The 26,337-nt window shown below is 63.1% G+C and carries 21 protein-coding genes; 18 read left to right on the top strand and 3 right to left on the bottom strand.

Going from position 1 to position 26,337, the window contains the following annotated elements:
* Positions 1-88: 88 nt before the first annotated feature.
* Positions 89-1,333 carry a 2-aminoadipate transaminase gene (locus tag PC358_RS09705; RefSeq protein ID WP_033699167.1) on the top strand — a complete coding sequence of 415 codons (1,245 nt, stop codon included), beginning with the start codon at positions 89-91 and terminating at the stop codon, positions 1,331-1,333.
* 3 nt (positions 1,334-1,336) lie between these two features.
* On the opposite strand, the gene PC358_RS09710 is transcribed toward PC358_RS09705, so the two are convergent.
* Positions 1,337-1,639 (bottom strand): hypothetical protein, encoded by a 303-nt coding sequence (locus PC358_RS09710; protein ID WP_033699169.1) that lies wholly within the window; start codon positions 1,637-1,639, stop codon positions 1,337-1,339.
* A 183-nt stretch (positions 1,640-1,822) separates the two neighbouring features.
* Between PC358_RS09710 and PC358_RS09715 the strand changes: the two genes are divergently transcribed.
* Both PC358_RS09715 and fusA read left to right on the top strand, forming a co-directional pair.
* Entirely contained in the window at positions 1,823-2,248 is a 426-nt protein-coding gene (locus PC358_RS09715; protein WP_033699172.1) for a hypothetical protein, read from the top strand.
* Between the two features lie 73 nt (positions 2,249-2,321).
* Entirely contained in the window at positions 2,322-4,433 is a 2,112-nt protein-coding gene (fusA, locus tag PC358_RS09720) for an elongation factor G (RefSeq protein WP_033699174.1), read from the top strand.
* A 171-nt stretch (positions 4,434-4,604) separates the two neighbouring features.
* Here the strand turns inward: fusA and PC358_RS09725 are convergent, their stop codons facing one another.
* Positions 4,605-6,047, bottom strand: coding sequence for a SulP family inorganic anion transporter (locus PC358_RS09725; RefSeq protein WP_033699176.1), 1,443 nt, complete (start codon positions 6,045-6,047; stop codon positions 4,605-4,607).
* A gap of 84 nt (positions 6,048-6,131) precedes the next feature.
* The gene (locus tag PC358_RS09730) at positions 6,132-7,853 is read right to left on the bottom strand and encodes a S8/S53 family peptidase (RefSeq protein WP_033699178.1); all 1,722 of its coding nucleotides are present in this window, start codon (positions 7,851-7,853) and stop codon (positions 6,132-6,134) included.
* A gap of 146 nt (positions 7,854-7,999) precedes the next feature.
* Here PC358_RS09730 and PC358_RS09735 point away from each other — a divergent pair, with 146 nt between their 5' ends.
* From PC358_RS09735 to nuoN, 15 genes are all read left to right on the top strand, one after another.
* Positions 8,000-8,734, top strand: a complete 735-nt coding sequence (locus PC358_RS09735) for a secretin N-terminal domain-containing protein (RefSeq protein WP_033700171.1) — start codon at positions 8,000-8,002, stop codon at positions 8,732-8,734.
* A gap of 492 nt (positions 8,735-9,226) precedes the next feature.
* A complete protein-coding gene (gene aceA, locus PC358_RS09740) occupies positions 9,227-10,552 on the top strand; it encodes an isocitrate lyase (RefSeq protein ID WP_033699180.1) in 1,326 nt (441 codons plus the stop codon).
* 711 nt (positions 10,553-11,263) lie between these two features.
* Complete coding sequence (locus tag PC358_RS09745) at positions 11,264-11,677, top strand: NADH-quinone oxidoreductase subunit A (RefSeq protein WP_003251427.1); 414 nt, start codon at positions 11,264-11,266, stop codon at positions 11,675-11,677.
* A 10-nt stretch (positions 11,678-11,687) separates the two neighbouring features.
* Positions 11,688-12,365 carry a NuoB/complex I 20 kDa subunit family protein gene (locus tag PC358_RS09750; protein ID WP_012313769.1) on the top strand — a complete coding sequence of 226 codons (678 nt, stop codon included), beginning with the start codon at positions 11,688-11,690 and terminating at the stop codon, positions 12,363-12,365.
* A gap of 79 nt (positions 12,366-12,444) precedes the next feature.
* Positions 12,445-14,226 (top strand): NADH-quinone oxidoreductase subunit C/D, encoded by a 1,782-nt coding sequence (gene nuoC / locus PC358_RS09755; RefSeq protein WP_033699182.1) that lies wholly within the window; start codon positions 12,445-12,447, stop codon positions 14,224-14,226.
* 2 nt (positions 14,227-14,228) lie between these two features.
* A complete protein-coding gene (nuoE, locus tag PC358_RS09760) occupies positions 14,229-14,726 on the top strand; it encodes an NADH-quinone oxidoreductase subunit NuoE (RefSeq protein WP_027592810.1) in 498 nt (165 codons plus the stop codon).
* A complete protein-coding gene (nuoF, locus tag PC358_RS09765) occupies positions 14,723-16,102 on the top strand; it encodes an NADH-quinone oxidoreductase subunit NuoF (RefSeq protein WP_033699184.1) in 1,380 nt (459 codons plus the stop codon). Before nuoE ends, nuoF begins: the two co-directional genes overlap by 4 nt.
* Before the next feature lie 132 nt (positions 16,103-16,234).
* On the top strand, positions 16,235-18,949 hold the full coding sequence (gene nuoG, locus PC358_RS09770; protein ID WP_033699186.1) for an NADH-quinone oxidoreductase subunit NuoG: 2,715 nt from the start codon (positions 16,235-16,237) through the stop codon (positions 18,947-18,949).
* A complete protein-coding gene (nuoH, locus tag PC358_RS09775) occupies positions 18,946-19,953 on the top strand; it encodes an NADH-quinone oxidoreductase subunit NuoH (RefSeq protein WP_012273297.1) in 1,008 nt (335 codons plus the stop codon). Before nuoG ends, nuoH begins: the two co-directional genes overlap by 4 nt.
* Positions 19,954-19,964: 11 nt before the next feature.
* Positions 19,965-20,513 (top strand): NADH-quinone oxidoreductase subunit NuoI, encoded by a 549-nt coding sequence (gene nuoI / locus PC358_RS09780; protein WP_027592814.1) that lies wholly within the window; start codon positions 19,965-19,967, stop codon positions 20,511-20,513.
* Between the two features lie 10 nt (positions 20,514-20,523).
* Complete coding sequence (nuoJ, locus tag PC358_RS09785; RefSeq protein WP_012313764.1) at positions 20,524-21,024, top strand: NADH-quinone oxidoreductase subunit J; 501 nt, start codon at positions 20,524-20,526, stop codon at positions 21,022-21,024.
* 3 nt (positions 21,025-21,027) lie between these two features.
* Positions 21,028-21,336, top strand: coding sequence for an NADH-quinone oxidoreductase subunit NuoK (gene nuoK, locus PC358_RS09790; protein WP_003251446.1), 309 nt, complete (start codon positions 21,028-21,030; stop codon positions 21,334-21,336).
* On the top strand, positions 21,333-23,186 hold the full coding sequence (gene nuoL, locus PC358_RS09795) for an NADH-quinone oxidoreductase subunit L (RefSeq protein WP_033699189.1): 1,854 nt from the start codon (positions 21,333-21,335) through the stop codon (positions 23,184-23,186). Before nuoK ends, nuoL begins: the two co-directional genes overlap by 4 nt.
* A 40-nt stretch (positions 23,187-23,226) precedes the next feature.
* Positions 23,227-24,759, top strand: coding sequence for an NADH-quinone oxidoreductase subunit M (nuoM, locus tag PC358_RS09800; protein ID WP_033699192.1), 1,533 nt, complete (start codon positions 23,227-23,229; stop codon positions 24,757-24,759).
* A 7-nt stretch (positions 24,760-24,766) separates the two neighbouring features.
* Entirely contained in the window at positions 24,767-26,236 is a 1,470-nt protein-coding gene (nuoN, locus tag PC358_RS09805) for an NADH-quinone oxidoreductase subunit NuoN (protein ID WP_033699194.1), read from the top strand.
* Positions 26,237-26,337: the final 101 nt, after the last annotated feature.

The following is a 26,337-nucleotide window of genomic DNA, read 5'->3' on the forward strand; positions in this document are numbered from 1 at the left end:
GGAATGACCGCAATCGAATAATTCGTTTGCGAAATAACCCGCCGGCACGCTTGGATAATAAGAAACACGAACAAGGTCCGCGTGCCCCATGAATCAGGAAAGTATCAGCCAGTCCATTGCCATCGTTCACCCCATCACACTTTCCCATGGCAAGAATGCGGAAGTCTGGGACACCGACGGTAAACGTTATATCGACTTCGTCGGCGGCATCGGCGTACTCAACCTGGGGCATTGCAACCCTGCCGTGGTCGAGGCGATCCAAACCCAGGCCACCCGCCTGACCCACTATGCCTTCAACGCCGCGCCCCATGGCCCGTACCTTGAGCTGATGGAACGCCTCAGCCAGTTCGTCCCCGTCAGCTACCCGCTGGCCGGCATGCTGACCAACAGCGGCGCGGAAGCGGCGGAAAACGCCCTGAAAGTAGCCCGCGGTGCCACCGGCAAGCGCGCCATCATCGCCTTCGACGGAGGTTTCCATGGCCGCACCCTGGCCACCCTGAACCTCAACGGCAAGGTCGCCCCCTACAAACAACGGGTCGGCGAGCTACCCGGCCCGGTCTACCACCTGCCTTACCCCAGCGCCGACACCGGCGTCACCTGCGAGCAGGCGCTCAAGGCCATGGACCGGCTGTTCAGCGTCGAGCTGGCGGTCGAAGACGTGGCAGCGTTCATCCTTGAACCGGTGCAAGGCGAAGGTGGCTTCCTCGCCCTCGACCCGGCATTCGCCCAGGCACTGCGCCGCTTCTGCGACCAACACGGGATTTTGATCATCATCGACGAGATCCAGTCGGGCTTTGGCCGTACCGGCCAGCGTTTCGCCTTCCCTCGCCTGGGTATCGAGCCAGACCTGCTGCTGCTGGCCAAAAGTATCGCTGGCGGCATGCCACTGGGTGCGGTAGTCGGGCGTCAGGCCTTGATGGCGGCGCTGCCCAAGGGCGGCCTGGGCGGCACTTACTCGGGCAACCCGATTGCCTGCGCGGCGGCGCTGGCAAGCTTGGCGCAGATGACCGACGAAAACGTCGCCACCTGGGGCGAGCGCCAGGAGCAGGCCATCGTCAGCCGCGTGGAGCGCTGGAAAAAACAGCACCCCTTCATCGGCCGCCTGACCGGCGTCGGAGCAATGCGCGGCATCGAGTTCGTCAATGCCGACGGCAGCCCAGCCCCCGCGCAACTGGCCAAGGTGATGGAAGCGGCGCGGGCAAAGGGTTTGCTGCTGATGCCCAGCGGCAAGGCGCGGCACATCATTCGCCTGCTGGCGCCACTGACCATCGAAGCCAATGTGCTCGAAGAAGGGCTGGATATCCTCGAGCAATGCCTGGCCGAGCTGAACTGAGGGTTACAGGCCCAGTTCTTCGGGGGTGAGCATGTCGGACTCGAAGGCGATCCAGCCGCCTTCGAGTTCGGCGTGGCCGTTGACGATCGGGCCGTAGTAGGTCAGGCCGTTTTCCAGGGTGACGCAGATGTGCGTGGCGGGCTTTTCGGGGGCCGCGAGCGCGCCGACGAAATGCACCTTTTTCAGGGTTTCAGTCACCGCTTCAAGGCCAACACGGATGTTGGCGTTCTCCGATGCCTCGACATCGCCCCCACGGTCTTCGGTGCTGACGGTCACGGTGGCGATGTACGGGTACTTGCTGCTCAAGCGGGTTACCTCAATAGGATAGGTAGGCGTGTGGGCGCGTAGAGTACGGCAGCCTTTCGTTGTTGTCTCTACTGGCCTGATCGCGGGCAACTCGGATCGCCGCACCGCCGCCAACAGGTGATCTGAATGCCCCGATCTGTTAGGGTGCCCGCCGATGCACGCCACACCACACGAGGATCCCGAGTGAGCGCCGAAGAACCCCTGATCGCCGACCTGTTCGAGGTCGACAAACGCCTGTCCCTCAAGCCCGTCGTGGACTTCAACAACTACCTGCGCAACGCGTTCGCCGAAGGCCCGTGCCAGTGCCACCGCTGCCGTGACGGTGGCGACCAGAATAGCTACAGCCATCAGCACAACTTCACCCTCGAAGGCCGAGCGCTCAACCGCCGCTTCGCCACCACCGCAGGCAGCGACGTGCTGCTGGTGCTGAAAAAAGCCTGGTTGTCGTACCACAAGGAAGACCTGAACCTGGTCGGCGCACTGGACCTGGCCAAGCTCAAGACCTTCACCGACGCCGCCCTGCACGAGCGCCTGCTGGCCCTGCTGCCCGCCAGCGGCCTGGCCCGCGAAGTGGACGGCCAATGGTTGCTGCAAGCCCAGGCCGACTGACGGCCCAGCGGTAAAGCAGGATTCTTCCGGTCTGCTACCTTGGGAGAATCCGCATCCCCGCAGGTAGTCCGCCATGGCCCGTACAACGCCCATCGAGCTGTATCGCAATATCGGCATCGTCGCCCACGTGGATGCCGGCAAGACCACCACCACCGAACGCATCCTGTTCTACACCGGGGTCAACCACAAGATGGGCGAGGTGCACGATGGTGCCGCGACCATGGACTGGATGGCCCAGGAACAGGAGCGCGGCATCACCATCACCTCGGCGGCGACCACAGCCTTCTGGCAAGGCTCAACCAAGCAGTTTGCCGACAAGTACCGCTTCAACATCATCGATACCCCAGGCCACGTCGACTTCACCATTGAAGTGGAGCGCTCGCTGCGCGTGCTCGATGGCGCCGTGGTGGTGTTCAGCGGTGCCGATGGGGTCGAACCGCAATCGGAAACCGTCTGGCGCCAGGCCAACAAGTACCATGTGCCGCGCTTGGCCTACATCAACAAGATGGACCGCCAGGGCGCCGACTTCCTGCGTGTGGTCAAGCAGATCGACCAGCGCCTGGGGCATCACCCGGTACCGATCCAGCTGGCGATCGGCAGCGAAGAGCACTTTATCGGCCAGATCGACTTGGTGAAGATGAAGGCCATCTACTGGAACGACGCCGACCAGGGCACCACCTATCGGGAAGAAGAGATCCCTGCCGAGCTTCGGCCGCTCGCCGACGAATGGCGCGCACACCTGGTCGAGGCGGCCGCCGATGCCAATGATGAACTGACCCAGAAATATCTCGACGGCGAAGAACTGACCATCGACGAGATCAAGGCCGCCTTGCGTCAACGCACCATCGCCAACCAGATCGTGCCGACCATTCTGGGCTCCTCGTTCAAGAACAAGGGCGTGCCGCTGATGCTCGATGCGGTGATCGACTACCTGCCCGCGCCCTCCGAGATCCCTGCCATCAAGGGCACCGACCCAGACGATGAAGAAAAACACCTGGAACGCCACGCCGACGACAACGAGCCGTTCTCGGCCCTGGCCTTCAAGATTGCCACCGACCCGTTCGTCGGCACCCTGACCTTCGCCCGGGTGTACTCCGGCGTACTCAGTTCTGGCCATGCAGTGCTCAATTCGGTCAAGGGCAAGAAGGAGCGCATCGGCCGCATGGTGCAGATGCATGCCAACCAACGCGCCGAGATCAAGGACGTCTGCGCCGGCGACATCGCCGCGCTGATCGGCATGAAGGACGTGACCACCGGCGACACCTTGTGTGACATGGACAAGCCGATCATCCTCGAACGCATGGACTTCCCCGACCCGGTCATCTCCGTGGCGGTAGAGCCCAAGACCAAGGCCGACCAGGAGAAAATGGGCGTTGCCCTGGGCAAGCTGGCCCAGGAAGACCCGTCATTCCGGGTACGCACCGACGAAGAGACCGGCCAGACGATCATCTCTGGCATGGGTGAGTTGCACCTGGACATCATCGTCGACCGCATGCGCCGCGAGTTCAACGTCGAGGCCAACATCGGCAAGCCGCAGGTGGCGTACCGCGAGAAGATCCGCAACACCTGCGAGATCGAAGGCCGCTTCGTCCGCCAGTCCGGCGGGCGCGGCCAGTATGGCCACTGCTGGATCCGCTTCGCCCCTGGCGACGAAGGCCAGGAGGGCTTGGAGTTTATCAACGAGATCGTCGGCGGCGTGGTGCCACGCGAGTACATCCCGGCCATCCAGAAGGGCATCGAGGAGCAGATGAAGAACGGCGTGCTCGCCGGTTATCCGCTGATCAGCCTGAAGGCGGCGGTGTTCGACGGCTCCTACCACGACGTCGATTCCAATGAGATGGCCTACAAGATCGCCGCCTCCATGGCCACCAAGCAACTCTCGCAAAAAGGCGGGGCGGTGCTGCTGGAGCCGGTCATGAAGGTTGAGGTGGTGACGCCGGAGGAATACCAGGGCGACATCATGGGCGACCTGAGCCGACGCCGTGGGATGATTCAGGATGGCGACGAGACGCCAGCCGGCAAGGTGATTCGTGCCGAGGTGCCGCTGGGTGAGATGTTCGGCTATGCCACGTCGATGCGCTCGATGACCCAGGGGCGGGCCAGCTATTCGATGGAGTTCACCCGCTATGCCGAGGCGCCGGCCAGCATCGCCGATGGCATTGTGAAGAAAAACCGCGGCGAATGATCGTGCGCCCAGTGCCAGCAACTGCCTGGCTCAGATGCCCAAAGCCGGCGTGATCTCAGTGGGAGCGGGCTTGCCCCGCGAAGAGGCCGGCCCAGACACTGCCACTGCCTGGCACCGGCTTCGCCGGTGTTCGCGGGGCGAACCCGCTCCCACCAGGGATCATGACAACGCTCAGTGCTGTTCGCCGGCCCGTTTCAGCAGCTTCTTGCAGCGCTCGGACAGGTGCACCACCCGCAACTGCTTGCCCGCCTTGGCATAGCGCTCGCGCAAGGTCTTCAACGCCGCAATTGCCGAGTAGTCGACAAAGCTCAGGTGCTGACAATCCAGGGTGACCTTGGCCGGGTCGCCCGCCGCATCGAACTGGTTGAGAAACGGCGTGACCGAGGCAAAGAACAGCGTGCCATGCACCTGGTAGCGCTTGCCCCCCTCGCCGTCCTCATAGCTGTCGGCATACAACTCCCGGGCATGCTGCCAGGCAAAGTTCACCGCCGCGATGACGATACCGAACAGCACGGCCATGGCCAGGTCGGTGAACACCGTGACGACGGTCACCGCAATGATCGCCAGCACATCGCTGACCGGCACCTTGTGCAACACGCGCAACGAGGCCCAGGCAAAGGTCTGCTGGGCAACCACGAACATCACCCCTACCAGGGCCGCCAGCGGGATGCGCTCGATCAGCGGCGACAGGAACAGCACGAACAGCAAGATCATCACCCCAGCGACCACCCCAGACAGCCGACCACGGCCGTTGGAGCTGAGGTTGATCACCGTCTGCCCGATCATCGCGCAGCCGCCCATGCCGCCACATAGCCCGGAGACCATGTTGGCCGCCCCCAGGGCCACGCACTCGCGGTCCGGGAAGCCACGGCTCTCGGTGATCTCGTCGGTGAGGTTGAGTGTCAGCAGGGTTTCCAGCAAGCCGACCATGGCCATCAGCACTGCGTACGGGGCAATGATCTGAAGCGTTTCAAGGTTCCATGGCACACTCGGCAGTGCCAGTTCCGGCAAGCCGCCGGCGATATGCGCCATGTCGCCGAGGGTACGGGTCGGTAAACCGAGCAGGTACACCAGCAGGCCTACCCCGAGGATGGCCACCAGCGCGGGCGGCACGGCGCGGGTCAGCTTCGGCAGTACGTAGACCACCAGCATGGTCAACGCCACCAGGCCGATCATCAGGTACAGCGGTGCACCACTGAGCCAGTGATCGCCCTGCTTGAAGTGCTCCAGCTGGGCCAGGGCGATGACGATCGCCAGGCCGTTGACGAAGCCGAGCATCACCGGGTACGGCACCAGGCGCACCAGTTTGCCCAGGCGCAGCACGCCAAACAGAATCATCACCACCCCGCCCAGCAGCACCGTTGCCAGCAAGTACTGCACGCCGTGTTGCACCACCAGCGCGACGATCACCACCGCCATCGAGCCGGCAGCGCCAGAGATCATGCCGGGGCGGCCGCCAAACAGCGCGGTCAGGGTGCAGATGATGAAGGCGCCATACAGGCCCATCAACGGGTTGAGGTGCGCCACCAGGGCAAAGGCGATGCACTCGGGCACCAAGGCGAACGAAGTGGTGAGGCCGGCGAGCACGTCGGCGCGGAGTCGGGCGGGTTTCATGGCGTTCCTGTGAGGCGGTCCAGGCGGACGGGCTGGCAAGCAAGGGGCGCAATGTTACGGAATTTGTCTAACAGCGGCCACCGCTCAACGCACCCGGTCAAGGCTCTGTACCGCCAGGTCCAGCGCACGCTGCATGTCCAGGCGCGCCGAGCGGCCCAGGTCCGGGTGGTTCAGCCGGCCGCCCCGCTCAGACGGCAAAATCGGCGCAGTCAGGTCTTCGGCATCCATGGCTTCGAAGTCCTGCTCGGTACCCAAGGTCAATGCACTGCGCCGCAACAACATGCGGACCTGCTCGGGTGTCAGTGCCGGGTTGATCGACAACATCGCCGCCACCGTCGCGCTCACCAGCGGCGTGGCATACGAGGTGCCGCAGTGTGGCTTCTTGGCACCCGCGGGGCGGATGCAGGCCGCGGCGCTGACATCGACGCGCATGTCGATGTTCGAGCTGCGGCGCTTGCGCACATGCTGCGGGTCCTCGACCGGCACCGCCTTGTCGCTGCGCTGGTGGCCGCCCACCACCAGCAATTGCTCGGTAATGAACGACGATGGCAAACGGTATTCGTCAGTGCCGGACCACGAGGCGCCGTTGCCCGCCGAGTTGATGACCACCACGTCTGGGTGCTCGGCCCGCAACCAGAGGAAGAATTCTTCCAGCAGCTCCTCATACCCGCTCATCGCCAGGCCCGAGCGGACCAACGAATCGACTTCATCACCCGCGACATTCTTCGCGCCCACCCGATGGATGCCCCAGCTCCAGTTCAGAACGCGCACGCCGTCTTCGACAAGGTTGACCGAAGCCGCGATGTTGGCGGTGATACCGGCATCCGAATTGCGTTCGACAATGACCTCGAAGCCCGGGCTGGAATTGCCCAACCCCGGCAGAAACCCGCCTTCCACGCCTTTGCCCTGAGCCGCGAGAATGCCGGCGACATGGCTGCCGTGGCTGTCGGCACGGTTGCCATCCCGGCCATACAGGCAGGTATTGCCCTTCGCACAGGCACCGCGATAGCCGATGAATCCCGGTGCGTCGAAATCCACATCGCGCTCGATCACCCCGACGCGAATGCTCTGTACCGCCACCTTGGAAGCAGGGATGCGCCGCTGGTAGAAATACAGCGCATCCATGAAGCGGTTGGCCGCCCACTCGTCCGCCTGGTCCATGGCCTGGCGGCTGAGACCGTCACCTTCCTCTGCACGTTCGGGGGCGGACTCTTCGACAATCACGGCATCGACGCTGACTTCACTGCCCATGCGCAGGATCATCGCGTCGCGCTGCACCAGGTCGTGCACCGGCAAGCGCAGTTGATAGACATTGAGTGGTGGGATGGCGCCGACCACCTTGGCGCCAAACTTGTCGGCGATACGCTGTGCTTCTTTGCGGCCGTCGTGTTTTTCTTCGATCAACAGGCTTACCAGGTCGAGGTACGTGGTCAGCCCATCCATGTTCTTCGCCACTTCCCCGGGGCCAGCGGCGAGCACATGGCTGTCCTGGCGGCTGAGCCAGACGGGGTTGCTCTTGCGCCCAGCGGCCTCGATCCACAGCGGCGCGCTGCGCTGGGCGGTACTGTGCAAGGTCAGCTTGAGGTTATCGCCTTGCCGCTCGATATCGGCCTGCGGCAATTGCGCGTCGCCGAGCCAGACCGCAGGCATCTGCGGCCCCAGCCCTTCGCTGCGCAAGCACCATTGCGGGCGCCTGGCATCGGGCAGGTCACCGCAACGCTGAAGTTGCTTGATGCGCAGCGTGTCCCCGGCCGCACCGGCAACGCTGGCGAACAGGCACAACAACAACGTGGCACAGTGCTTCATGCGGTCACTCCCGACGGCGTCTGAGGTTGCGACTGCCGGGGCAAATCAAAGGTTCAGCCGCAGCCCGATGTCAGTCGTTGATGCGCAGCCTGCACAACCTGAGCAAATTTGCCATCATGTTGATTCCCCCTGCGGAGATCATGGACATGCCGCTACGCCCCTTTTTCGCCTCGCTGCTGCTGGCGGCGAGCCTGAGCGCTCAAGCCGCCACCGAAGTCATGCCGCTGCAGTACCGCAGCAGTGCCGAGTTGCTGCCCGCCGCGCAATCGTTCATCGGCAAGGACGGCACCGTCAGCGCCTTCGAGAACAAGCTGATCGTCAATGCCAGCCCCGAGCGCATCGACGACCTGCGCAGCCTGCTGCAACAGCTGGACACCGCGCCCAAGCGCCTGCTGATCAGCGTCGACAACAACGACAGCAACTTCCAGGACAACCGCGGCAATGCCCATGTCATCCGCTACGGCACCAGCAACCGTGAAGGCGGCCTGCAACAGGTGCAGGCCAGCGAAGGCCAGGCGGCGCTGATCCAGGTGGGCCAGAGCATACCGGTGACCAGTACCAGCACCGACGGTTACGGGCGCATCCAGAGCAACACCGAATACCGCAATGTGACCCAAGGTTTCTACGTCACCCCAAGCTTGAGCGGCGAGACGGTTCGTCTGCAAATAAGCACCAATAATGACCGTATCAGCCAGGAACGTGCCGATGTAGTGAAAGTACAAAGCACCGACACGACCGTCACCGGCAAGCTCGGCGAGTGGATTACCCTGGCGGGGTTCAATCAGCAGAGCCAAGCCGATCGAAGCGCATCCAGCCACACCTACAGCACACAGCGCGGCGAAAACATGACTTTACGGGTAAAAGTCGACCTTCTGGACTGATCCCAGGCAATTCAAGGCCTCGACCAAAGGCCTTGAAACTGACTGCCGAGTCGTATTAGACCAAAGATGTAGTAACTTAAAAAAGTCACTACAAAACATTTGACAGGCACTTTTTCCCAAGGGCATGATGGCCTCGCTCCCGCTAATCAGGGGCCCTGGCAAGGGCCTTCGAGGCGTGCTCCTCCTACCCTTGGAGGCGCCTCGTGTCTATACGGCCCACAAGGCGGTTCGACGGGATTGCGACTGCAACGAAGAAGTTGTCCCGAGGGACGGAAGCGCATCACCGCAGTTCTGGCAATCGCGTCGCACCGCAGCAAGGCAACCACGAGCCGACCTGCAGGGCACACCTTCGCCTGGCCTGCCCCTCCTTCCCCTTCGAGCCTTCGCGTTCGCCGCCGCACCCCCCCCCGGACAGGACAGCCGTCAGGCCTCTGATCTGCACCCGAGCATCAGCACAATTACCCCAAGATCGATGCGACGAGGTTTATTTCCATGGCACTGACACGCGAACAGCAAATTGCAGCCCTCGAGAAAGACTGGGCCGAGAACCCGCGCTGGAAAGGCGTGACCCGTACCTACACCGCCGCTGATGTCGTTCGCCTGCGTGGCTCCCTGCAGCCGGAGCACACCCTGGCTCGCCAGGGCGCAGAAAAACTGTGGAAGCTGGTCACCCAAGGTGCCCACCCGTCCTTCCGCCCAGAAAAAGATTTCGTCAACTGCATGGGCGCCCTGACCGGCGGCCAGGCAGTGCAGCAGGTCAAGGCCGGCATCCAGGCCATCTATCTGTCTGGCTGGCAGGTTGCCGCCGACAACAACTCGGCCGAGTCCATGTACCCCGACCAGTCGCTGTACCCGGTCGACTCGGTACCGACCGTGGTCAAGCGCATCAACAACTCGTTCCGCCGCGCTGACCAGATCCAGTGGAAAGCCGGCAAGAACCCAGGCGACGACGGTTACATCGACTACTTTGCGCCCATCGTGGCTGACGCCGAAGCCGGTTTCGGCGGCGTACTGAACGCCTACGAGCTGATGAAGAACATGATCGAAGCGGGCGCCGCCGGCGTGCACTTCGAAGACCAGCTGGCCTCGGTTAAAAAATGTGGCCACATGGGTGGCAAGGTACTGGTACCGACCCAGGAAGCCGTACAGAAGCTGGTTGCCGCGCGCCTGGCAGCTGACGTCTCGGGCGTGCCGACCATCATTCTGGCCCGTACCGACGCCAACGCCGCCGACCTGCTGACCAGCGACTGCGACCCGTACGACCAACCGTTCGTGATCGGCGAGCGTACCCGTGAAGGCTTCTACAAGGTCCGCGCCGGCCTCGACCAGGCGATCTCCCGCGGCTTGGCCTACGCTCCGTACGCCGACCTGATCTGGTGCGAAACCGCCAAGCCTGACCTGGACGAAGCCCGCCGCTTCGCCGAAGCGATCAAGAAGGAGTACCCGGACCAGATCCTGTCGTACAACTGCTCGCCTTCCTTCAACTGGAAGAAGAACCTGGACGACGCCACCATTGCCAAGTTCCAGCGCGAGCTGTCGGCCATGGGCTACAAGCACCAGTTCATCACCCTGGCCGGCATCCACAACATGTGGCACGGCATGTTCAACCTGGCGCACGACTACGCCCGCAACGACATGACCGCCTATGTGAAGCTGCAGGAGCAGGAATTCGCCGATGCCAGCAAGGGCTACACCTTCGTGGCGCACCAGCAGGAAGTGGGCACTGGCTACTTCGATGACATGACCACCGTGATTCAGGGTGGGGCTTCGTCGGTGACTGCACTGACTGGTTCGACCGAGGAAGAGCAGTTCCACTGATAGCAGTGGGCTGGTGAAGCGAGGCCCGGGGTTCGTGAGGACCCCGGGCTTTTTATTGTAGAAGGGCTTGCCACGACATTTTCAGCGCCTATGAGATCGAGCGCCGCCCGCGCGGCGCTCGATCTCATAGCCACCCCCCTCAAGCCAAGCACCTGCCAANCCTCGCCAAGGCAGGTAAAAGCAAAACCCAGAATCCGGACTATGCTTGGGGCAGCCCAGTAGCAGCCGCCACCCGCCACCCCCATGCCCTCTCAATCACTTCGTCAGCCCACAATGGCTCAATCGATAAAGTATTGACCCAGAGCGGTGCGCGAGGGTTTGGAAGCTGCTAGAACGAGAGCTTTTCTCATTTGCAAGTAGCGCTGCAGCCCGATGAACTTGCAAGGCTCACTAAAGGAGAATTTCAACGCATCAAATTTAATGCGATTAATTATCATTACGAACTTACCAATTCGTTACGCCGCGCAAGAAACATAATTAACAAAAGCGCACGCAATGCCCGAATTTCAAGGCTTTCAGCCAGTTACGAAAGAGTTTTGTTCTTAATCCTACGAATAAATTTGCCACAGAAATTTTACTTGCACCGGGTTTACCCATAAAATCAGCGCGATTGATTCAGCTGCGACATTTGGTCACTGCATGTGCGACACCAAGTCGCCGCTCTACTTATTTCAGACTGCAGAGCTGGGTCTCTGTATAAGGATCTCTAGCATGTCCGATTCGGCAGGACTCATCGCCCACAACTGGGGCTTTGCCATCTTCCTTTTGGGTGTCGTCGGCCTGTGTGCCTTCATGCTCGGCCTGTCCAGCCTGCTCGGTAGCAAGGCCTGGGGCCGCGCCAAGAACGAACCCTTCGAATCCGGCATGCTGCCCGTCGGCAGCGCCCGCCTGCGCCTGTCCGCCAAATTCTATCTGGTCGCGATGCTGTTCGTGATCTTCGATATCGAAGCCCTCTTTCTCTTTGCATGGTCTGTGTCCGTCCGCGAAAGCGGCTGGACCGGGTTCGTCGAAGCGCTCGTTTTCATAGCAATTCTGTTGGCAGGTCTTGTCTACCTTTGGCGCGTCGGGGCACTTGATTGGGCTCCCGAAGGTCGCCGCAAGCGGCAAGCGAAGCTGAAACAATGAGGCTTTGGCAATGCAATACAATCTCACCAGAATCGATCCGGATGCGCCCAACGAGCAGTACCCGGTCGGTGAACGGGAAACCGTCACCGATCAGCTGCTAGAGGACCAGGTCCACAAGAACATCTACATGGGGAAACTCGAAGATGTGCTGCGTGGCGCGGTCAACTGGGGTCGCAAGAACTCCCTGTGGCCGTACAACTTCGGCCTGTCCTGCTGCTACGTGGAAATGACCACGGCCTTCACGGCGCCCCACGACATCGCCCGCTTCGGCGCCGAAGTCATCCGGGCCTCGCCGCGTCAGGCCGACTTCATGGTCATCGCCGGTACCTGCTTCATCAAGATGGCGCCGATCATTCAGCGCCTGTACGAGCAGATGCTCGAGCCGAAGTGGGTCATCTCCATGGGTTCGTGTGCCAACTCCGGTGGCATGTACGACATCTACTCGGTCGTTCAGGGGGTCGACAAGTTCCTCCCCGTGGATGTCTATGTGCCTGGCTGCCCGCCACGCCCTGAGGCTTTCCTGCAAGGCTTGATGCTGCTGCAGGAGTCGATCGGCCAAGAACGACGCCCGCTTTCCTGGGTTGTTGGTGATCAAGGTATTTACCGTGCCGAGATGCCAGCCCAGAAAGACCTGCGTCGTGAGCAGCGCATTGCAGTAACCAACCTGCGCAGCCCCGACGAAGTCTGATCCAGCGACCTGCCGCCCGCTCCCCAAGGAGCCGGCGGCCTGGCTTCATTCTTAACGTTGACCCAAAGCGACCGAGACCATGACAGCGGACAACGCTATTTTCATTCCGCCCTACAAGGCTGACGACCAGGATGTGGTCGTCGAACTGAACAACCGTTTTGGCGCCGAAGCATTCGTCGCCCAGGAGACCCGCACCGGCATGCCCGTGCTGTGGGTCAAGCGTGCGCAGCTCAAAGAGGTGCTCAGCTTCCTGCGCGGCGTAGCCAAGCCCTACAGCATGCTGTACGACCTGCACGGTGTCGACGAGCGCCTGCGCACCCAGCGCCGTGGCCTGCCCGCCGCCGATTTCAGCGTGTTCTACCACCTGCTGTCGGTCGAACGTAACAGCGACGTGATGATCAAGGTGTCGCTCAGCGAAGGCGACCTGAACCTGCCGACCGTGACCGGCATCTGGCCAAACGCCAACTGGTACGAGCGCGAAGTCTGGGACATGTTTGGCATCGACTTTGCCGGCCACCCACACCTGAGCCGCATCATGATGCCGCCCACCTGGGAAGGTCACCCGCTGCGCAAGGACTACCCAGCCCGTGCCACCGAGTTCGACCCCTACAGCCTGACCCTGGCCAAGCAGCAGCTTGAAGAGGAATCGGCACGTTTCAACCCGGAAGCCTGGGGCATGAAGCGTCAGGGCGCCAACGAGGACTACATGTTCCTCAACCTGGGCCCCAACCACCCGTCTGCCCACGGTGCGTTCCGTATCGTGCTGCAGCTGGACGGTGAAGAGATCGTCGACTGCGTGCCGGACATCGGCTACCACCACCGTGGTGCCGAAAAGATGGCCGAGCGCCAGTCCTGGCACAGCTTCATCCCCTACACCGACCGTATCGACTACCTCGGTGGGGTGATGAACAACCTGCCGTACGTACTGGCAGTGGAAAAACTGGCCGGCATCAAGGTGCCACAGAAGGTCGACGTGATTCGCATCATGCTCGCCGAGTTCTTCCGCATCACCAGCCACCTGCTGTTCCTGGGTACCTACATCCAGGACGTCGGCGCCATGACCCCGGTGTTCTTCACCTTCACCGACCGCCAGCGCGCCTACACCGTGATCGAAGCGATCACCGGTTTCCGCCTGCACCCGGCCTGGTACCGCATCGGTGGCGTCGCCCACGACCTGCCGCGCGGCTGGGACAAGCTGGTCAAGGACTTCGTCGACTGGCTGCCCAAGCGCCTCGACGAGTACACCAAGGCTGCCCTGCAGAACAGTATCCTCAAGGGCCGTACCGTCGGCGTTGCCGCGTACAACACCAAGGAAGCGCTGGAATGGGGCACTACCGGTGCCGGCCTGCGTTCCACCGGTTGCGACTTCGACCTGCGTAAAGCGCGCCCTTACTCCGGCTACGAGAACTTCGAGTTCGAAGTGCCGCTGGCCCACAATGGCGATGCCTACGATCGCTGCATGGTCCGTGTCGAAGAGATGCGCCAGAGTATCCGCATCATCGACCAGTGCCTGCGCAACATGCCGGAAGGCCCGTACAAGGCGGATCACCCGCTGACCACGCCGCCGCCGAAAGAGCGCACCCTGCAGCACATCGAAACCTTGATCACGCACTTCCTGCAAGTCTCGTGGGGCCCGGTCATGCCGGCCAACGAGTCGTTCCAGATGATCGAAGCGACCAAGGGCATCAACAGTTACTACCTGACGAGCGATGGCGGCACCATGAGCTACCGCACCCGGATCCGCACCCCGAGCTACCCGCACCTGCAGCAGATCCCTTCGGTGATCAAAGGCAGCATGGTCGCCGACCTCATTGCGTACCTGGGCAGTATCGACTTCGTTATGGCTGACGTGGACCGCTAAGCATGAACAGCACGCTTATCCAGACAGACCGTTTCGCCCTCAGCGAAACCGAGCGCTCGGCCATCGAGCACGAGATGCATCACTACGAGGACCCGCGCGCGGCGTCCATCGAAGCCTTGAAGATCGTCCAGAAGGAACGTGGTTGGGTGCCGGACGGCGCCATTCACGCGATCGGCGAAGTGCTGGGCATCCCTGCCAGTGACGTCGAAGGCGTGGCCACCTTCTACAGCCAGATCTTCCGCCAGCCGGTCGGCCGCCACATCATCCGCGTGTGCGACAGCATGGTCTGCTACATCGGTGGCCACGAGTCCGTGGTCAGCCAGATCCAGAGCGAACTGGGCATCGGCCTCGGCCAGACCACCGCAGACGGGCGTTTCACCCTGCTGCCGGTGTGCTGCCTGGGCAACTGCGACAAGGCCCCGGCGCTGATGATCGACGACGACACCTTTGGCGACGTGCAGCCGACTGGTGTTTCCAAACTGCTGGAGGGTTACGTATGACCATTACTTCCTTCGGCCCGGCCAACCGCATCGCGCGTTCGGCCGAAACCCACCCACTGACCTGGCGCCTGCGTGACGACGGCGAGCCGGTATGGCTTGCCGAGTACGAATCCAAGAACGGCTACGCCGCTGCCCGCAAGGCACTGGCGCAGATGTCACAGGACGACATCGTCCAGGCGGTCAAAGACTCCGGCCTCAAGGGCCGTGGCGGTGCGGGCTTCCCCACTGGCGTGAAGTGGGGCCTGATGCCCAAAGACGAATCCATGAACATCCGCTACCTGCTGTGCAACGCGGATGAAATGGAGCCGAACACCTGGAAGGACCGCATGCTGATGGAGCAACAGCCCCATCTGCTGGTCGAGGGCATGCTGATCAGCGCCCGCGCCCTGAAGGCCTACCGCGGCTACATCTTCCTGCGTGGCGAATACACCACCGCAGCGAAGAACCTCAACCGCGCCATCGACGAAGCCAAGGCCGCAGGCCTGTTGGGCAAGAACATCCTCGGTTCGGGCTTCGACTTCGAGCTGTTCGTGCACACCGGCGCCGGTCGCTACATCTGCGGTGAAGAAACCGCACTGATCAACTCGCTCGAAGGCCGCCGCGCCAACCCACGCTCCAAGCCACCCTTCCCTGCCGCCGTTGGCGTGTGGGGCAAGCCGACCTGCGTGAACAACGTCGAGACCCTGTGCAACGTCCCGGCCATCGTCGCCAACGGCAACGACTGGTACAAGTCGCTGGCCCGCGAAGGCAGCGAGGACCACGGCACCAAGCTGATGGGCTTCTCCGGCAAGGTGAAGAACCCGGGCCTGTGGGAACTGCCGTTCGGCGTCACCGCCCGCGAGCTGTTCGAAGACTACGCCGGTGGCATGCGCGACGGCTTCAAGCTCAAGTGCTGGCAGCCAGGCGGCGCCGGTACCGGCTTCCTGCTGCCCGAGCACCTCGACGCCCAGATGTACGCCGGCGGCATCGCCAAGGTCGGCACCCGTATGGGTACGGGCCTGGCCATGGCGGTCGACGACAGCGTCAACATGGTCTCGCTGCTGCGCAACATGGAAGAGTTCTTCGCCCGCGAATCGTGCGGCTGGTGCACCCCTTGCCGTGACGGCCTGCCGTGGAGCGTGAAGATGCTGCGCGCGCTGGAAAACGGCCAGGGCCGCGCCGAAGACATCGAGACCCTGCTGGGTCTGGTCAACTTCCTCGGCCCAGGCCGCACCTTCTGTGCTCACGCACCGGGTGCCGTCGAGCCCTTGGGCAGTGCCATCAAATACTTCCGCTCCGAATTCGAGGCCGGTGTCGCCCCAGCCAGTGCTGCCGACACCCTGCGCCCGAACCTGGCCAAGCCAGTGCCGAGCGGGCCGATCGTGGTCGGCGCATAACAAGATGAGCTGCGGGTGGTCCGTGCCACCCGCCAGCCTGCAGGCCGGCCCGAACGATTCGAGGCGGGCCGCAGGCATACAGATTTCCATTAGCCACGCCCGCTCACGCGGGCCAACGAAGAACTTTGAACAATGGCCACTATCCACGTAGACGGCAAAGCGCTCGAAGTCAACGGTGCAGACAACCTGTTACAGGCGTGTCTGTCGCTCGGCCTCGACATCCCTTATTTCTGCTGGCACCCGGCGCTTGGTAGCGTTGGCGCCTGCCGGCAATGTGCGGTCAAGCAGTACACCGACGAGAACGACACCCGTGGTCGTATCGTCATGTCCTGCATGACCCCTGCCTCCGACGGCACCTGGATCTCCATCGAAGATGACGAGTCCAAGGCGTTTCGCGCCAGCGTCGTCGAGTGGCTGATGACCAACCACCCGCACGACTGCCCCGTGTGCGAGGAGGGCGGTCACTGCCACCTGCAGGACATGACGGTAATGACCGGCCACAACGAGCGCCGTTACCGTTTCACCAAGCGTACCCACCAGAACCAGGACCTCGGCCCGTTCATCGCCCACGAGATGAACCGCTGCATCGCCTGCTACCGCTGCGTGCGTTACTACAAGGACTACGCAGGCGGCACCGACCTGGGTGTCTACGGCGCCCACGACAACGTGTACTTCGGCCGCGTTGAAGACGGCGTGCTGGAGAGCGAATTCTCCGGCAACCTGACCGAGGTCTGCCCGACCGGTGTGTTCACCGACAAGACCCACTCCGAGCGCTACAACCGCAAGTGGGACATGCAGTTTGCCCCAAGCATCTGCCACGGTTGCTCCAGCGGCTGCAACATCAGCCCGGGCGAGCGCTACGGTGAACTGCGTCGGATCGAGAACCGCTTCAACGGCTCGGTCAACCAGTACTTCCTGTGCGACCGTGGCCGCTTCGGCTATGGCTACGTCAACCGCACCGACCGCCCACGCCAGCCACGCCTGGCCGATGGCACCAAGCTGAGCCTGGACGCCGCCCTGGACAAGGCCGCCGACCTGCTGCGCGGCCGCACCATCGTCGGCATCGGCTCGCCGCGCGCCAGCCTCGAAAGCAACTACGGCCTGCGCGAGCTGGTCGGTGCCGAGTGCTTCTACTCCGGCATGGAAGCAGGCGAACTGGCCCGCGTGCGCCTGGCCCTGAACGTGCTGAACAACAGCCCGCTGCCCGTGCCGACCCTGCGCGACATCGAAGACCACGACGCGGTGTTCGTGCTCGGTGAAGACCTGACCCAGACCGCCGCCCGCGTTGCCCTGGCCGTACGCCAGGCCACCAAAGGCAAGGCCGAAGCCATGGCCGAGGCGATGAAAGTGCAGCCTTGGCTGGACGCTGCGGTGAAGAACATCGGCCAGCACGCGCTGTACCCGCTGTTCATCGCGTCCCTGGCTGAAACCAAGCTGGACGACGTTGCCGAAGAATGCGTGCACGCAGCCCCGGCCGACCTGGCCCGCATCGGTTTCGCCGTGGCCCACGCCATCGACCCGAGCGCCCCGGCCGTTGCTGGCCTGGACGACGAAGCCAAGGCCCTGGCCCAGCGCATCGCCGACGCCCTGGTCGCGGCCAAGCGCCCACTGGTGGTTGCCGGTACTTCGCTGGCCGACCCTGCCCTGATCGAAGCCGCCGCCAACATCGCCAAGGCCCTGAAGCTGCGCGACAAGAACGGTTCGCTGAGCCTGGTTGTGCCTGAGGCCAACAGCCTCGGCCTGGCCATGCTTGGCGGTGAGTCCGTCGATGCCGCGCTGGATGCGGTCATCAGCGGCAAGGCCGACGCCATTGTGATCGTGGAAAACGACCTGTACACCCGCGTAGCGGCCGCCAAGGTCGATGCTGCCCTGGCCGCAGCCAAGGTGGTGATCGTCGCCGATCACTCCCACACCGCGACCCTGGAACGTGCCCACCTGGTGCTGCCGGCGGCGTCGTTCGCCGAAGGCGACGGTACCCTGGTCAGCCAGGAAGGCCGTGCCCAGCGCTTCTTCCAGGTGTTCGACCCGCAGTACCTGGACAGCAGCATCCTGGTCCACGAAGGCTGGCGCTGGATGCACGCCCTGCGTGCCACCCTGCTGAACAAGCCGGTCGACTGGACCCAGCTGGACCACGTCACCAGCGCCTGCGCCGAAGCCGCCCCGCAACTGGCCGGCATCGTCAACGCTGCGCCAAGCGCCGCCTTCCGCATCAAGGGCATGAAGCTTGCCCGTGAGCCGCTGCGCTACTCCGGCCGTACCGCCATGCGCGCCAACATCAGCGTGCACGAGCCACGCACCCCGCAAGACAAGGACACCGCGTTCGCCTTCTCGATGGAAGGCTACTCGGGCTCCGCCGAACCGCGCCAGCAAGTGCCGTTCGCCTGGTCGCCGGGCTGGAACTCGCCGCAAGCCTGGAACAAGTTCCAGGACGAGGTCGGTGGCCACCTGCGTGCCGGTGACCCGGGCGAGCGCCTGATCGAATCGCAAGGCGATCGCCTGAACTGGTTCAACGCCATCCCGGGCGCCTTCAACCCGGCCCGTGGCACCTGGACTGCAGTACCGTTCTTCCACCTGTTCGGCAGCGAAGAAAGCTCCTCGCGCGCCGCCCCGGTGCAAACGCGTATTCCGGCCGCCTACGTCGGCCTGGCCAAGTCCGAAGCCGACCGCCTGGGTGTCAACGAAGGAGCGCTGCTGAGCCTGAACGTGGGTGGCGTGGCCCTGCGCCTGCCGCTGCGTATCAATGAAGAACTGGGCGCAGGCCTGGTCGCGCTGCCGAAAGGCCTGGCTGGCATTCCGCCTGCCATCTTCGGTGCACCCGTAGAAGGCCTGCAGGAGGCAGCACAATGAGCTGGTTCACCCCCGAAGTGATCGATGTGATCATCCAGGTCGTCAAGGCTATCGTGGTGCTGCTGGCCGTAGTGGTCTGCGGCGCCCTGCTCAGCTTCGTCGAGCGCCGCCTGCTGGGCTGGTGGCAGGATCGCTACGGCCCTAACCGTGTCGGCCCGTTCGGCATGTTCCAGATCGCCGCCGACATGCTGAAGATGTTCTTCAAGGAAGACTGGAACCCGCCCTTCGTCGACAAGATGATTTTCACCCTGGCGCCGGTCGTGGCCATGAGCGCGCTGCTGATCGGCTTCTCGATCATCCCGATCACACCCGGCTGGGGCGTTGCCGACCTGAACATCGGCCTGCTGTTCTTCTTCGCCATGGCTGGCCTGTCGGTATACGCCGTACTGTTCGCCGGTTGGTCGTCGAACAACAAGTACGCCTTGCTGGGCAGCCTGCGGGCGTCGGCACAGACCGTTTCGTACGAGGTGTTCCTGGGCCTGGCGCTGATGGGCGTGGTGGTGCAGGTGGGTTCGTTCAACATGCGCGACATCGTTGAATACCAGGCCCAGAACCTGTGGTTCATCATTCCGCAGTTCTTCGGCTTCTGCACCTTCTTCATCGCTGGCGTCGCCGTGACTCACCGTCACCCGTTCGACCAGCCAGAAGCGGAACAGGAACTGGCCGACGGCTACCACATTGAGTATGCCGGCATGAAATGGGGCATGTTCTTCGTCGGTGAGTACATCGGCATCATCCTCATCTCGGCGCTGCTGGTGACCCTGTTCTTCGGCGGCTGGCACGGCCCGTTCGGCATCCTGCCGCAGGTGCCGTTCCTGTGGTTCGCGCTGAAAACCGCGTTCTTCATCATGCTGTTCATCCTGCTGCGCGCCTCGATCCCGCGCCCACGCTATGACCAGGTGATGGACTTCAGCTGGAAGTTCTGCCTGCCGCTGACCCTGATCAATTTGCTGGTGACCGCTGCGATCGTGCTTTACAACACGCCAGCCGTCGCGGCCCAGTGAGGATTTGACCCATGTTCAAATATATCGGCGACATCGTTAAAGGCACCGGCACTCAGCTGCGCAGCCTGGCAATGGTGTTCTCCCACGGGTTCCGCAAGCGCGACACCCTGCAGTACCCCGAAGAAGCTGTGTACCTGCCGCCGCGCTATCGCGGCCGCATCGTCCTCACCCGCGACCCCGACGGCGAGGAGCGCTGCGTGGCGTGCAACCTCTGCGCGGTGGCCTGCCCGGTCGGCTGCATCTCGCTGCAGAAGGCCGAGACCGAGGACGGCCGTTGGTACCCTGAGTTCTTCCGCATCAACTTCTCGCGTTGCATCTTCTGCGGCCTGTGCGAGGAAGCGTGCCCGACCACCGCGATCCAGCTGACTCCGGATTTCGAAATGGCCGAGTTCAAGCGTCAGGACCTGGTGTACGAGAAAGAAGATCTGCTGATCTCCGGCCCCGGCAAGAACCCTGACTACAACTTCTACCGTGTTGCGGGTATGGCGATCGCTGGCAAGCCGAAGGGCTCTGCGCAGAACGAGGCCGAGCCGATCAACGTGAAGAGCTTGCTCCCATAAGGACAGAAAGATGGAATTCGCTTTCTACTTCGCATCCGGGATCGCCGTGGTCTCCACCCTTCGGGTGGTAACCGGCACCAACCCCGTGCACGCCCTGCTCTACCTGATCATTTCGCTGATTTCCGTGGCAATGATCTTCTTCGCCCTCGGTGCGCCGTTTGCCGGCGCCCTGGAAGTGATCGCCTACGCTGGCGCCATCATGGTGCTGTTCGTGTTCGTGGTGATGATGCTCAACCTGGGGCCGGCCTCGGTCGCCCAGGAACGCGGCTGGCTCAAGCCAGGCATATGGGCGGGGCCGGTGATACTGGGCACCCTGCTGCTGCTGGAACTGCTGTACGTGCTGTTCGTCACCCCGAGCGGTGCCGGCATCAGCGGCACCACCGTGGGCCCGAAAGAAGTGGGCATCAGCCTGTTCGGCCCGTACCTGCTGGTGGTCGAACTGGCTTCGATGCTGCTGCTCGCCGCAGCCGTCACCGCCTTCCACCTGGGCCGCAACGAGGCGAAGGAGTAAATCATGGGTGCTATCCCTCTCGAGCATGGTCTGGCGGTCGCCGGCATCCTGTTCTGCTTAGGTCTGGTTGGCCTGATGGTCCGCCGCAACATCCTCTTCGTGCTCATGAGCCTGGAAGTCATGATGAACGCCTCTGCCCTGGCGTTCGTCGTCGCCGGTGCCCGTTGGGTCCAGCCCGACGGCCAGGTGATGTTCATTCTGGTGATCAGCCTGGCAGCCGCCGAGGCCAGCATTGGCCTGGCCATCCTGCTGCAGCTGTATCGCCGCTTCCACACTCTCGACATCGATGCTGCCAGTGAGATGCGCGGATGAACCTTCTCTTCCTGACTTTCGTCTTCCCCCTGATCGGCTTCCTGCTGCTGTCGTTCTCGCGCGGGCGGTTCTCGGAGAACCTGTCCGCCCTGATCGGCGTCGGCTCGGTCGGCCTCTCGGCCGCGACAGCCGCCTACGTTATCTGGCAATTCAACGTCGCACCGCCTGAAGGCGGCGCGTACAGCCAGCTGCTGTGGCAGTGGATGTCGGTGGACGGCTTCGCGCCGACCTTCACCCTGCACCTGGACGGCCTGTCGGTCACCATGCTCGGCGTGGTCACTGGCGTGGGCTTCCTGATCCACCTGTTCGCGTCCTGGTACATGCGTGGCGAAGCCGGTTACTCGCGCTTCTTCTCGTACACCAACCTGTTCATCGCCAGCATGCTGTTCCTGATCCTGGGCGATAACCTGCTGTTCATCTACTTCGGCTGGGAAGGCGTGGGCCTGTGCTCGTACCTGTTGATCGGTTTCTACTACAGCAACCGCAACAACGGTAACGCGGCACTCAAGGCCTTCATCGTCACCCGTATCGGCGACGTGTTCATGGCCATCGGCCTGTTCATCCTGTTCGCCCAGCTGGGTACCTTGAACGTGCAGGAACTGCTGGTACTGGCACCGCAGAAGTTCCAGGCGGGTGACACCTGGATGGTGCTGGCGACCCTGATGCTGTTGGGTGGCGCGGTCGGTAAATCGGCCCAGTTGCCCTTGCAGACCTGGCTGGCCGACGCGATGGCAGGCCCTACCCCGGTTTCGGCACTGATCCACGCGGCAACCATGGTGACTGCGGGCGTGTACCTGATCGCCCGTACCAACGGCCTGTTCCTGCTGGCCCCGGACATCCTGCACCTGGTGGGTGTGGTCGGTGGTGTGACCCTGGTGCTGGCCGGCTTCGCCGCGCTGGTACAGACCGACATCAAGCGTATCCTCGCCTACTCGACCATGAGCCAGATCGGCTACATGTTCCTGGCCCTGGGCGTGGGTGCCTGGGACGCGGCGATCTTCCACCTGATGACCCACGCCTTCTTCAAGGCCCTGCTGTTCCTTGCGTCCGGTGCGGTGATCGTTGCCTGCCACCACGAGCAGAACATCTTCAAGATGGGCGGCCTGTGGAAGAAGCTGCCGCTGGCCTACGCCAGCTTCGTGGTCGGTGGCGCCGCCCTGGCGGCCCTGCCGATCGTGACCGTGGGCTTCTACTCCAAGGACGAGATCCTCTGGGAAGCCTTCGCCAGCGGCAATACCGGCCTGCTGTACGCCGGCCTGGTCGGTGCGTTCATGACCTCGCTGTACACCTTCCGCCTGATCTTCATCGCCTTCCACGGCGAAGCCAAGACCGAAGCCCACGCCGGCCACGGCATCAGCCACTGGCTGCCACTGGGCGTGCTGATCGTGCTGTCGACCTTCGTCGGCGCCTGGATCACCCCACCGCTGGCAGGCGTGCTGCCTGAAAGCGCCGGCCACGCCGGTGGTGACGCCAAGCACTCGCTGGAGATCGCCTCGGGCGCCATCGCCATCGCCGGTATCCTGCTGTCAGCCCTGCTGTTCCTGGGCAAGCGCCGCTTCGTCAGCGCGATCGCCAACAGCGGCATCGGCCGCGTCCTGTCGGCCTGGTGGTTCGCCGCCTGGGGCTTCGACTGGATCTACGACAAGCTCTTCGTCAAACCCTACCTGCTGATCTGCCACATCCTGCGCAAGGACCCGGTAGACCGCAGCATCGGCCTGATCCCTCGGATGGCGCGTGGCGGCCACGTCGCCATGAGCAAGACCGAGACCGGCCAGCTGCGCTGGTACACCGCCTCGATCGCCGTCGGCGCCGTGCTGGTGCTCGGTGCTGTGGTAGTGGCTGCGGTATGACTATGAATCTTGCGACTTTGCCAAAGGAAACCAACCCGTCATGATTTTGCCTTGGCTGATCCTGATCCCCTTCATCGGCGGCTTCCTGTGCTGGCTGGGTGAGCGCTTCGGCGCCACCCTGCCGCGCTGGATCGCGCTGCTGACCATGTCCCTGTTGCTCGGCATCGGCCTGTACCTGTGGGGCACCGGCGACTACACCCTGGCGCCTGCGCCGGGTGCCGAACCTGCCTGGGCACTCGAATACAAAGTCGAGTGGATCAAGCGCTTCGGCATCAGCATCCACCTGGCCCTCGATGGCCTGTCGCTGCTGATGATCCTGCTCACCGGCCTGCTCGGTGTGCTGTCGGTACTGTGCTCCTGGAAAGAGATCCAGCGCCACGTCGGCTTCTTCCACCTCAACCTGATGTGGATCCTCGGCGGCGTGGTCGGTGTATTCCTGGCCCTGGACCTGTTCCTGTTCTTCTTCTTCTGGGAAATGATGCTGGTGCCGATGTATTTCCTCATCGCGCTCTGGGGTCACAGCTCGGCGGACGGCAAGAAGACCCGGATCTATGCCGCAACCAAGTTCTTCATCTTCACTCAGGCCAGCGGCCTGATCATGCTGGTCGCGATCCTTGGCCTGGTGCTGGTCAACTACAACACCACCGGCGTGCTCACCTTCAACTACAGCGACCTGCTCAAGGCCGAGCTGCCGCCTGGCGTCGAGTACGTGCTGATGCTGGGCTTCTTCATCGCCTTCGCGGTCAAGCTGCCAGTGGTGCCCTTCCACTCCTGGCTGCCTGATGCGCACGCCCAGGCGCCAACCGCAGGTTCCGTGGACCTGGCGGGCATCTTGTTGAAGACTGCGGCCTACGGCCTGCTGCGCTTCGCCCTGCCGCTGTTCCCGAACGCTTCGGCAGAGTTTGCGCCGATCGCCATGACCCTGGGCCTTATCGGTATCTTCTACGGTGCCTTCCTGGCCTTCGCGCAAACCGACATCAAGCGCTTGATCGCCTTCTCCAGCGTCTCGCACATGGGCTTCGTGCTGATCGGTATCTACTCCGGCAGCCAGCAAGCCCTGCAAGGCGCGGTGATCCAGATGCTGGCCCACGGCCTGTCGGCCGCCGCACTGTTCATCCTGTCCGGCCAGCTGTACGAGCGCCTGCACACCCGTGACATGCGTCAAATGGGTGGCCTGTGGCACCGCATCGCCTACCTGCCTGCAATCAGCCTGTTCTTCGCCGCCGCATCGCTGGGCCTACCAGGCACCGGCAACTTCGTCGGCGAGTTCCTGATCCTGATCGGCAGCTTTGCCAGCGTGCCATGGATCACCGTGATCGCCACCACCGGCCTGGTCTTCGGCTCGGTCTACTCGCTGATCATGATCCACCGTGCCTACTTCGGCCCAAGCAAGAGCGACACCGTGCTGGCCGGCATGGACGGCCGCGAGCTGATCATGGTGCTGGGCCTGGCGGTGCTGCTGATCGTGCTTGGTGTGTACCCGCAGCCGTTCCTCGACACTTCTGCCGCCACCATGAGCGGTGTGCAGCAGTGGCTTGGCTCCGCTTTCACTCAACTCGCTTCGGCCCGGTAAGAGCGCTATGGAATTCACCACTCAACACTTCATCGCATTGGCGCCGATGCTGATCACCACCATCACCACGGTGGTGGTGATGCTGGCGATCGCCTGGAAGCGCAACCACTCGCAGACCTTCCTGCTGTCCACCGTGGGCCTTAACCTGGCCCTGCTGTCGATCCTGCCGGCCCTCAAGGTTGCACCGCTGGCGGTCACCTCGCTGATCACCATCGACAAGTTCGCCTGCCTGTACATGGCGATCATCCTGGTGGCCACGCTGGCCTGCGTCACCCTCGCCCACGCCTACCTTGGCGAAGGCTCCAAGGGCTTCCCGGGCAACCGCGAAGAGCTGTACCTGCTGCTGCTGATGTCGGCCCTCGGTGGCCTGGTGCTGGTCAGCGCCAACCACCTGGCCGGCCTGTTCATCGGCCTGGAGCTGCTGTCGGTACCGGTCTACGGCCTGGTGGCGTACGCCTTCTTCAACAAGCGCTCGCTGGAAGCCGGCATCAAGTACATGGTGCTGTCGGCCGCAGGTTCGGCCTTCCTGCTGTTCGGCATGGCACTGCTGTACGCCGATGCAGGCAGCCTGAGCTTCGACCAGATCGGCAAAGCCCTGGCAGCCACCAACATGCCAAGCCTGGTTGCACAACTGGGCCTGGGCATGATGCTGGTCGGCCTGGCCTTCAAGCTGTCGCTGGTCCCCTTCCACCTGTGGACCCCGGACGTGTACGAAGGCGCCCCGGCGCCGGTTGCCGCGTTCCTGGCCACCGCGAGCAAGGTGGCGGTGTTCGCCGTGGTCGTGCGCCTGTTCATGCTCTCCCCTGCTGCCAGCAGCGGCGTGCTGAGCACCGTACTGGCGGTGATCGCGGTTGCCTCGATCCTGGTCGGTAACCTGCTGGCACTGACCCAGAGCAACCTCAAGCGCCTGCTCGGTTACTCGTCCATCGCCCACTTCGGCTACCTGGTCATCGCCCTGGTCGCCAGCAAGGGCCTGGCCCTGGAAGCCATGGGCGTGTACCTGGTCACCTACGTGATCACCAGCCTTGGCGCCTTCGGCGTCATCACGCTGATGTCTTCGCCTTACGGCGGCCGTGACGCCGATGCCCTGTACGAGTACCGCGGCCTGTTCTGGCGCCGCCCGTACCTGACTGCGGTACTGACCGTGATGATGCTGTCGCTGGCCGGTATCCCGCTGACTGCGGGCTTCATCGGCAAGTTCTACATCATCGCCACCGGCGTCGAGTCGCACCTGTGGTGGCTGGTCGGCGCCCTGGTGATCGGTAGCGCCATCGGCGTTTACTACTACCTGCGCGTCATGGTCACCCTGTACCTGGTCGAGCCGAACCTGCGTCGCCACGACGCCCCGCTGAAGTGGGAACAGCGCACTGGCGGCGTCATGCTGCTGGCTATCGCGATCCTGGCCTTCGTGCTCGGTGTGTACCCGCAACCGCTGCTGGAAATGGTTCAGCAGGCGGGCCTGCAACTGATCGGCTGACCTCCGGCGATCCTGAACAACCCCGCCTCGGCGGGGTTGTTCTTTTTCAGGGCTACAGAACGAAAGCTGTGCTTCGTCTGACACTTGCAGCGTCAGATTCC

The sequence above is a fragment of the Pseudomonas capeferrum genome (assembly GCF_000731675.1).
Lineage (GTDB): Bacteria > Pseudomonadota > Gammaproteobacteria > Pseudomonadales > Pseudomonadaceae > Aquipseudomonas > Aquipseudomonas capeferrum.

Excerpts from the sequence above, each read along its gene's own strand:
- nuoC (WP_033699182.1), top strand. The coding sequence starts at position 12,445 with ATGACAGCGGACAACGCTATTTTCATTCCGCCCTACAAGGCTGACGAC.
- nuoI (WP_027592814.1), top strand. The coding sequence starts at position 19,965 with ATGTTCAAATATATCGGCGACATCGTTAAAGGCACCGGCACTCAGCTG.
- nuoK (WP_003251446.1), top strand. The coding sequence starts at position 21,028 with ATGGGTGCTATCCCTCTCGAGCATGGTCTGGCGGTCGCCGGCATCCTG.
- nuoG (WP_033699186.1), top strand. The coding sequence starts at position 16,235 with ATGGCCACTATCCACGTAGACGGCAAAGCGCTCGAAGTCAACGGTGCA.
- PC358_RS09745 (WP_003251427.1), top strand. The coding sequence starts at position 11,264 with ATGTCCGATTCGGCAGGACTCATCGCCCACAACTGGGGCTTTGCCATC.
- nuoF (WP_033699184.1), top strand. The coding sequence starts at position 14,723 with ATGACCATTACTTCCTTCGGCCCGGCCAACCGCATCGCGCGTTCGGCC.
- nuoM (WP_033699192.1), top strand. The coding sequence starts at position 23,227 with ATGATTTTGCCTTGGCTGATCCTGATCCCCTTCATCGGCGGCTTCCTG.
- fusA (WP_033699174.1), top strand. The coding sequence starts at position 2,322 with ATGGCCCGTACAACGCCCATCGAGCTGTATCGCAATATCGGCATCGTC.
- PC358_RS09705 (WP_033699167.1), top strand. The coding sequence starts at position 89 with ATGAATCAGGAAAGTATCAGCCAGTCCATTGCCATCGTTCACCCCATC.
- PC358_RS09725 (WP_033699176.1), bottom strand. The coding sequence starts at position 6,047 with ATGAAACCCGCCCGACTCCGCGCCGACGTGCTCGCCGGCCTCACCACT.
- nuoE (WP_027592810.1), top strand. The coding sequence starts at position 14,229 with ATGAACAGCACGCTTATCCAGACAGACCGTTTCGCCCTCAGCGAAACC.
- nuoH (WP_012273297.1), top strand. The coding sequence starts at position 18,946 with ATGAGCTGGTTCACCCCCGAAGTGATCGATGTGATCATCCAGGTCGTC.
- PC358_RS09730 (WP_033699178.1), bottom strand. The coding sequence starts at position 7,853 with ATGAAGCACTGTGCCACGTTGTTGTTGTGCCTGTTCGCCAGCGTTGCC.
- nuoJ (WP_012313764.1), top strand. The coding sequence starts at position 20,524 with ATGGAATTCGCTTTCTACTTCGCATCCGGGATCGCCGTGGTCTCCACC.
- PC358_RS09735 (WP_033700171.1), top strand. The coding sequence starts at position 8,000 with ATGCCGCTACGCCCCTTTTTCGCCTCGCTGCTGCTGGCGGCGAGCCTG.
- PC358_RS09750 (WP_012313769.1), top strand. The coding sequence starts at position 11,688 with ATGCAATACAATCTCACCAGAATCGATCCGGATGCGCCCAACGAGCAG.
- aceA (WP_033699180.1), top strand. The coding sequence starts at position 9,227 with ATGGCACTGACACGCGAACAGCAAATTGCAGCCCTCGAGAAAGACTGG.
- nuoN (WP_033699194.1), top strand. The coding sequence starts at position 24,767 with ATGGAATTCACCACTCAACACTTCATCGCATTGGCGCCGATGCTGATC.
- nuoL (WP_033699189.1), top strand. The coding sequence starts at position 21,333 with ATGAACCTTCTCTTCCTGACTTTCGTCTTCCCCCTGATCGGCTTCCTG.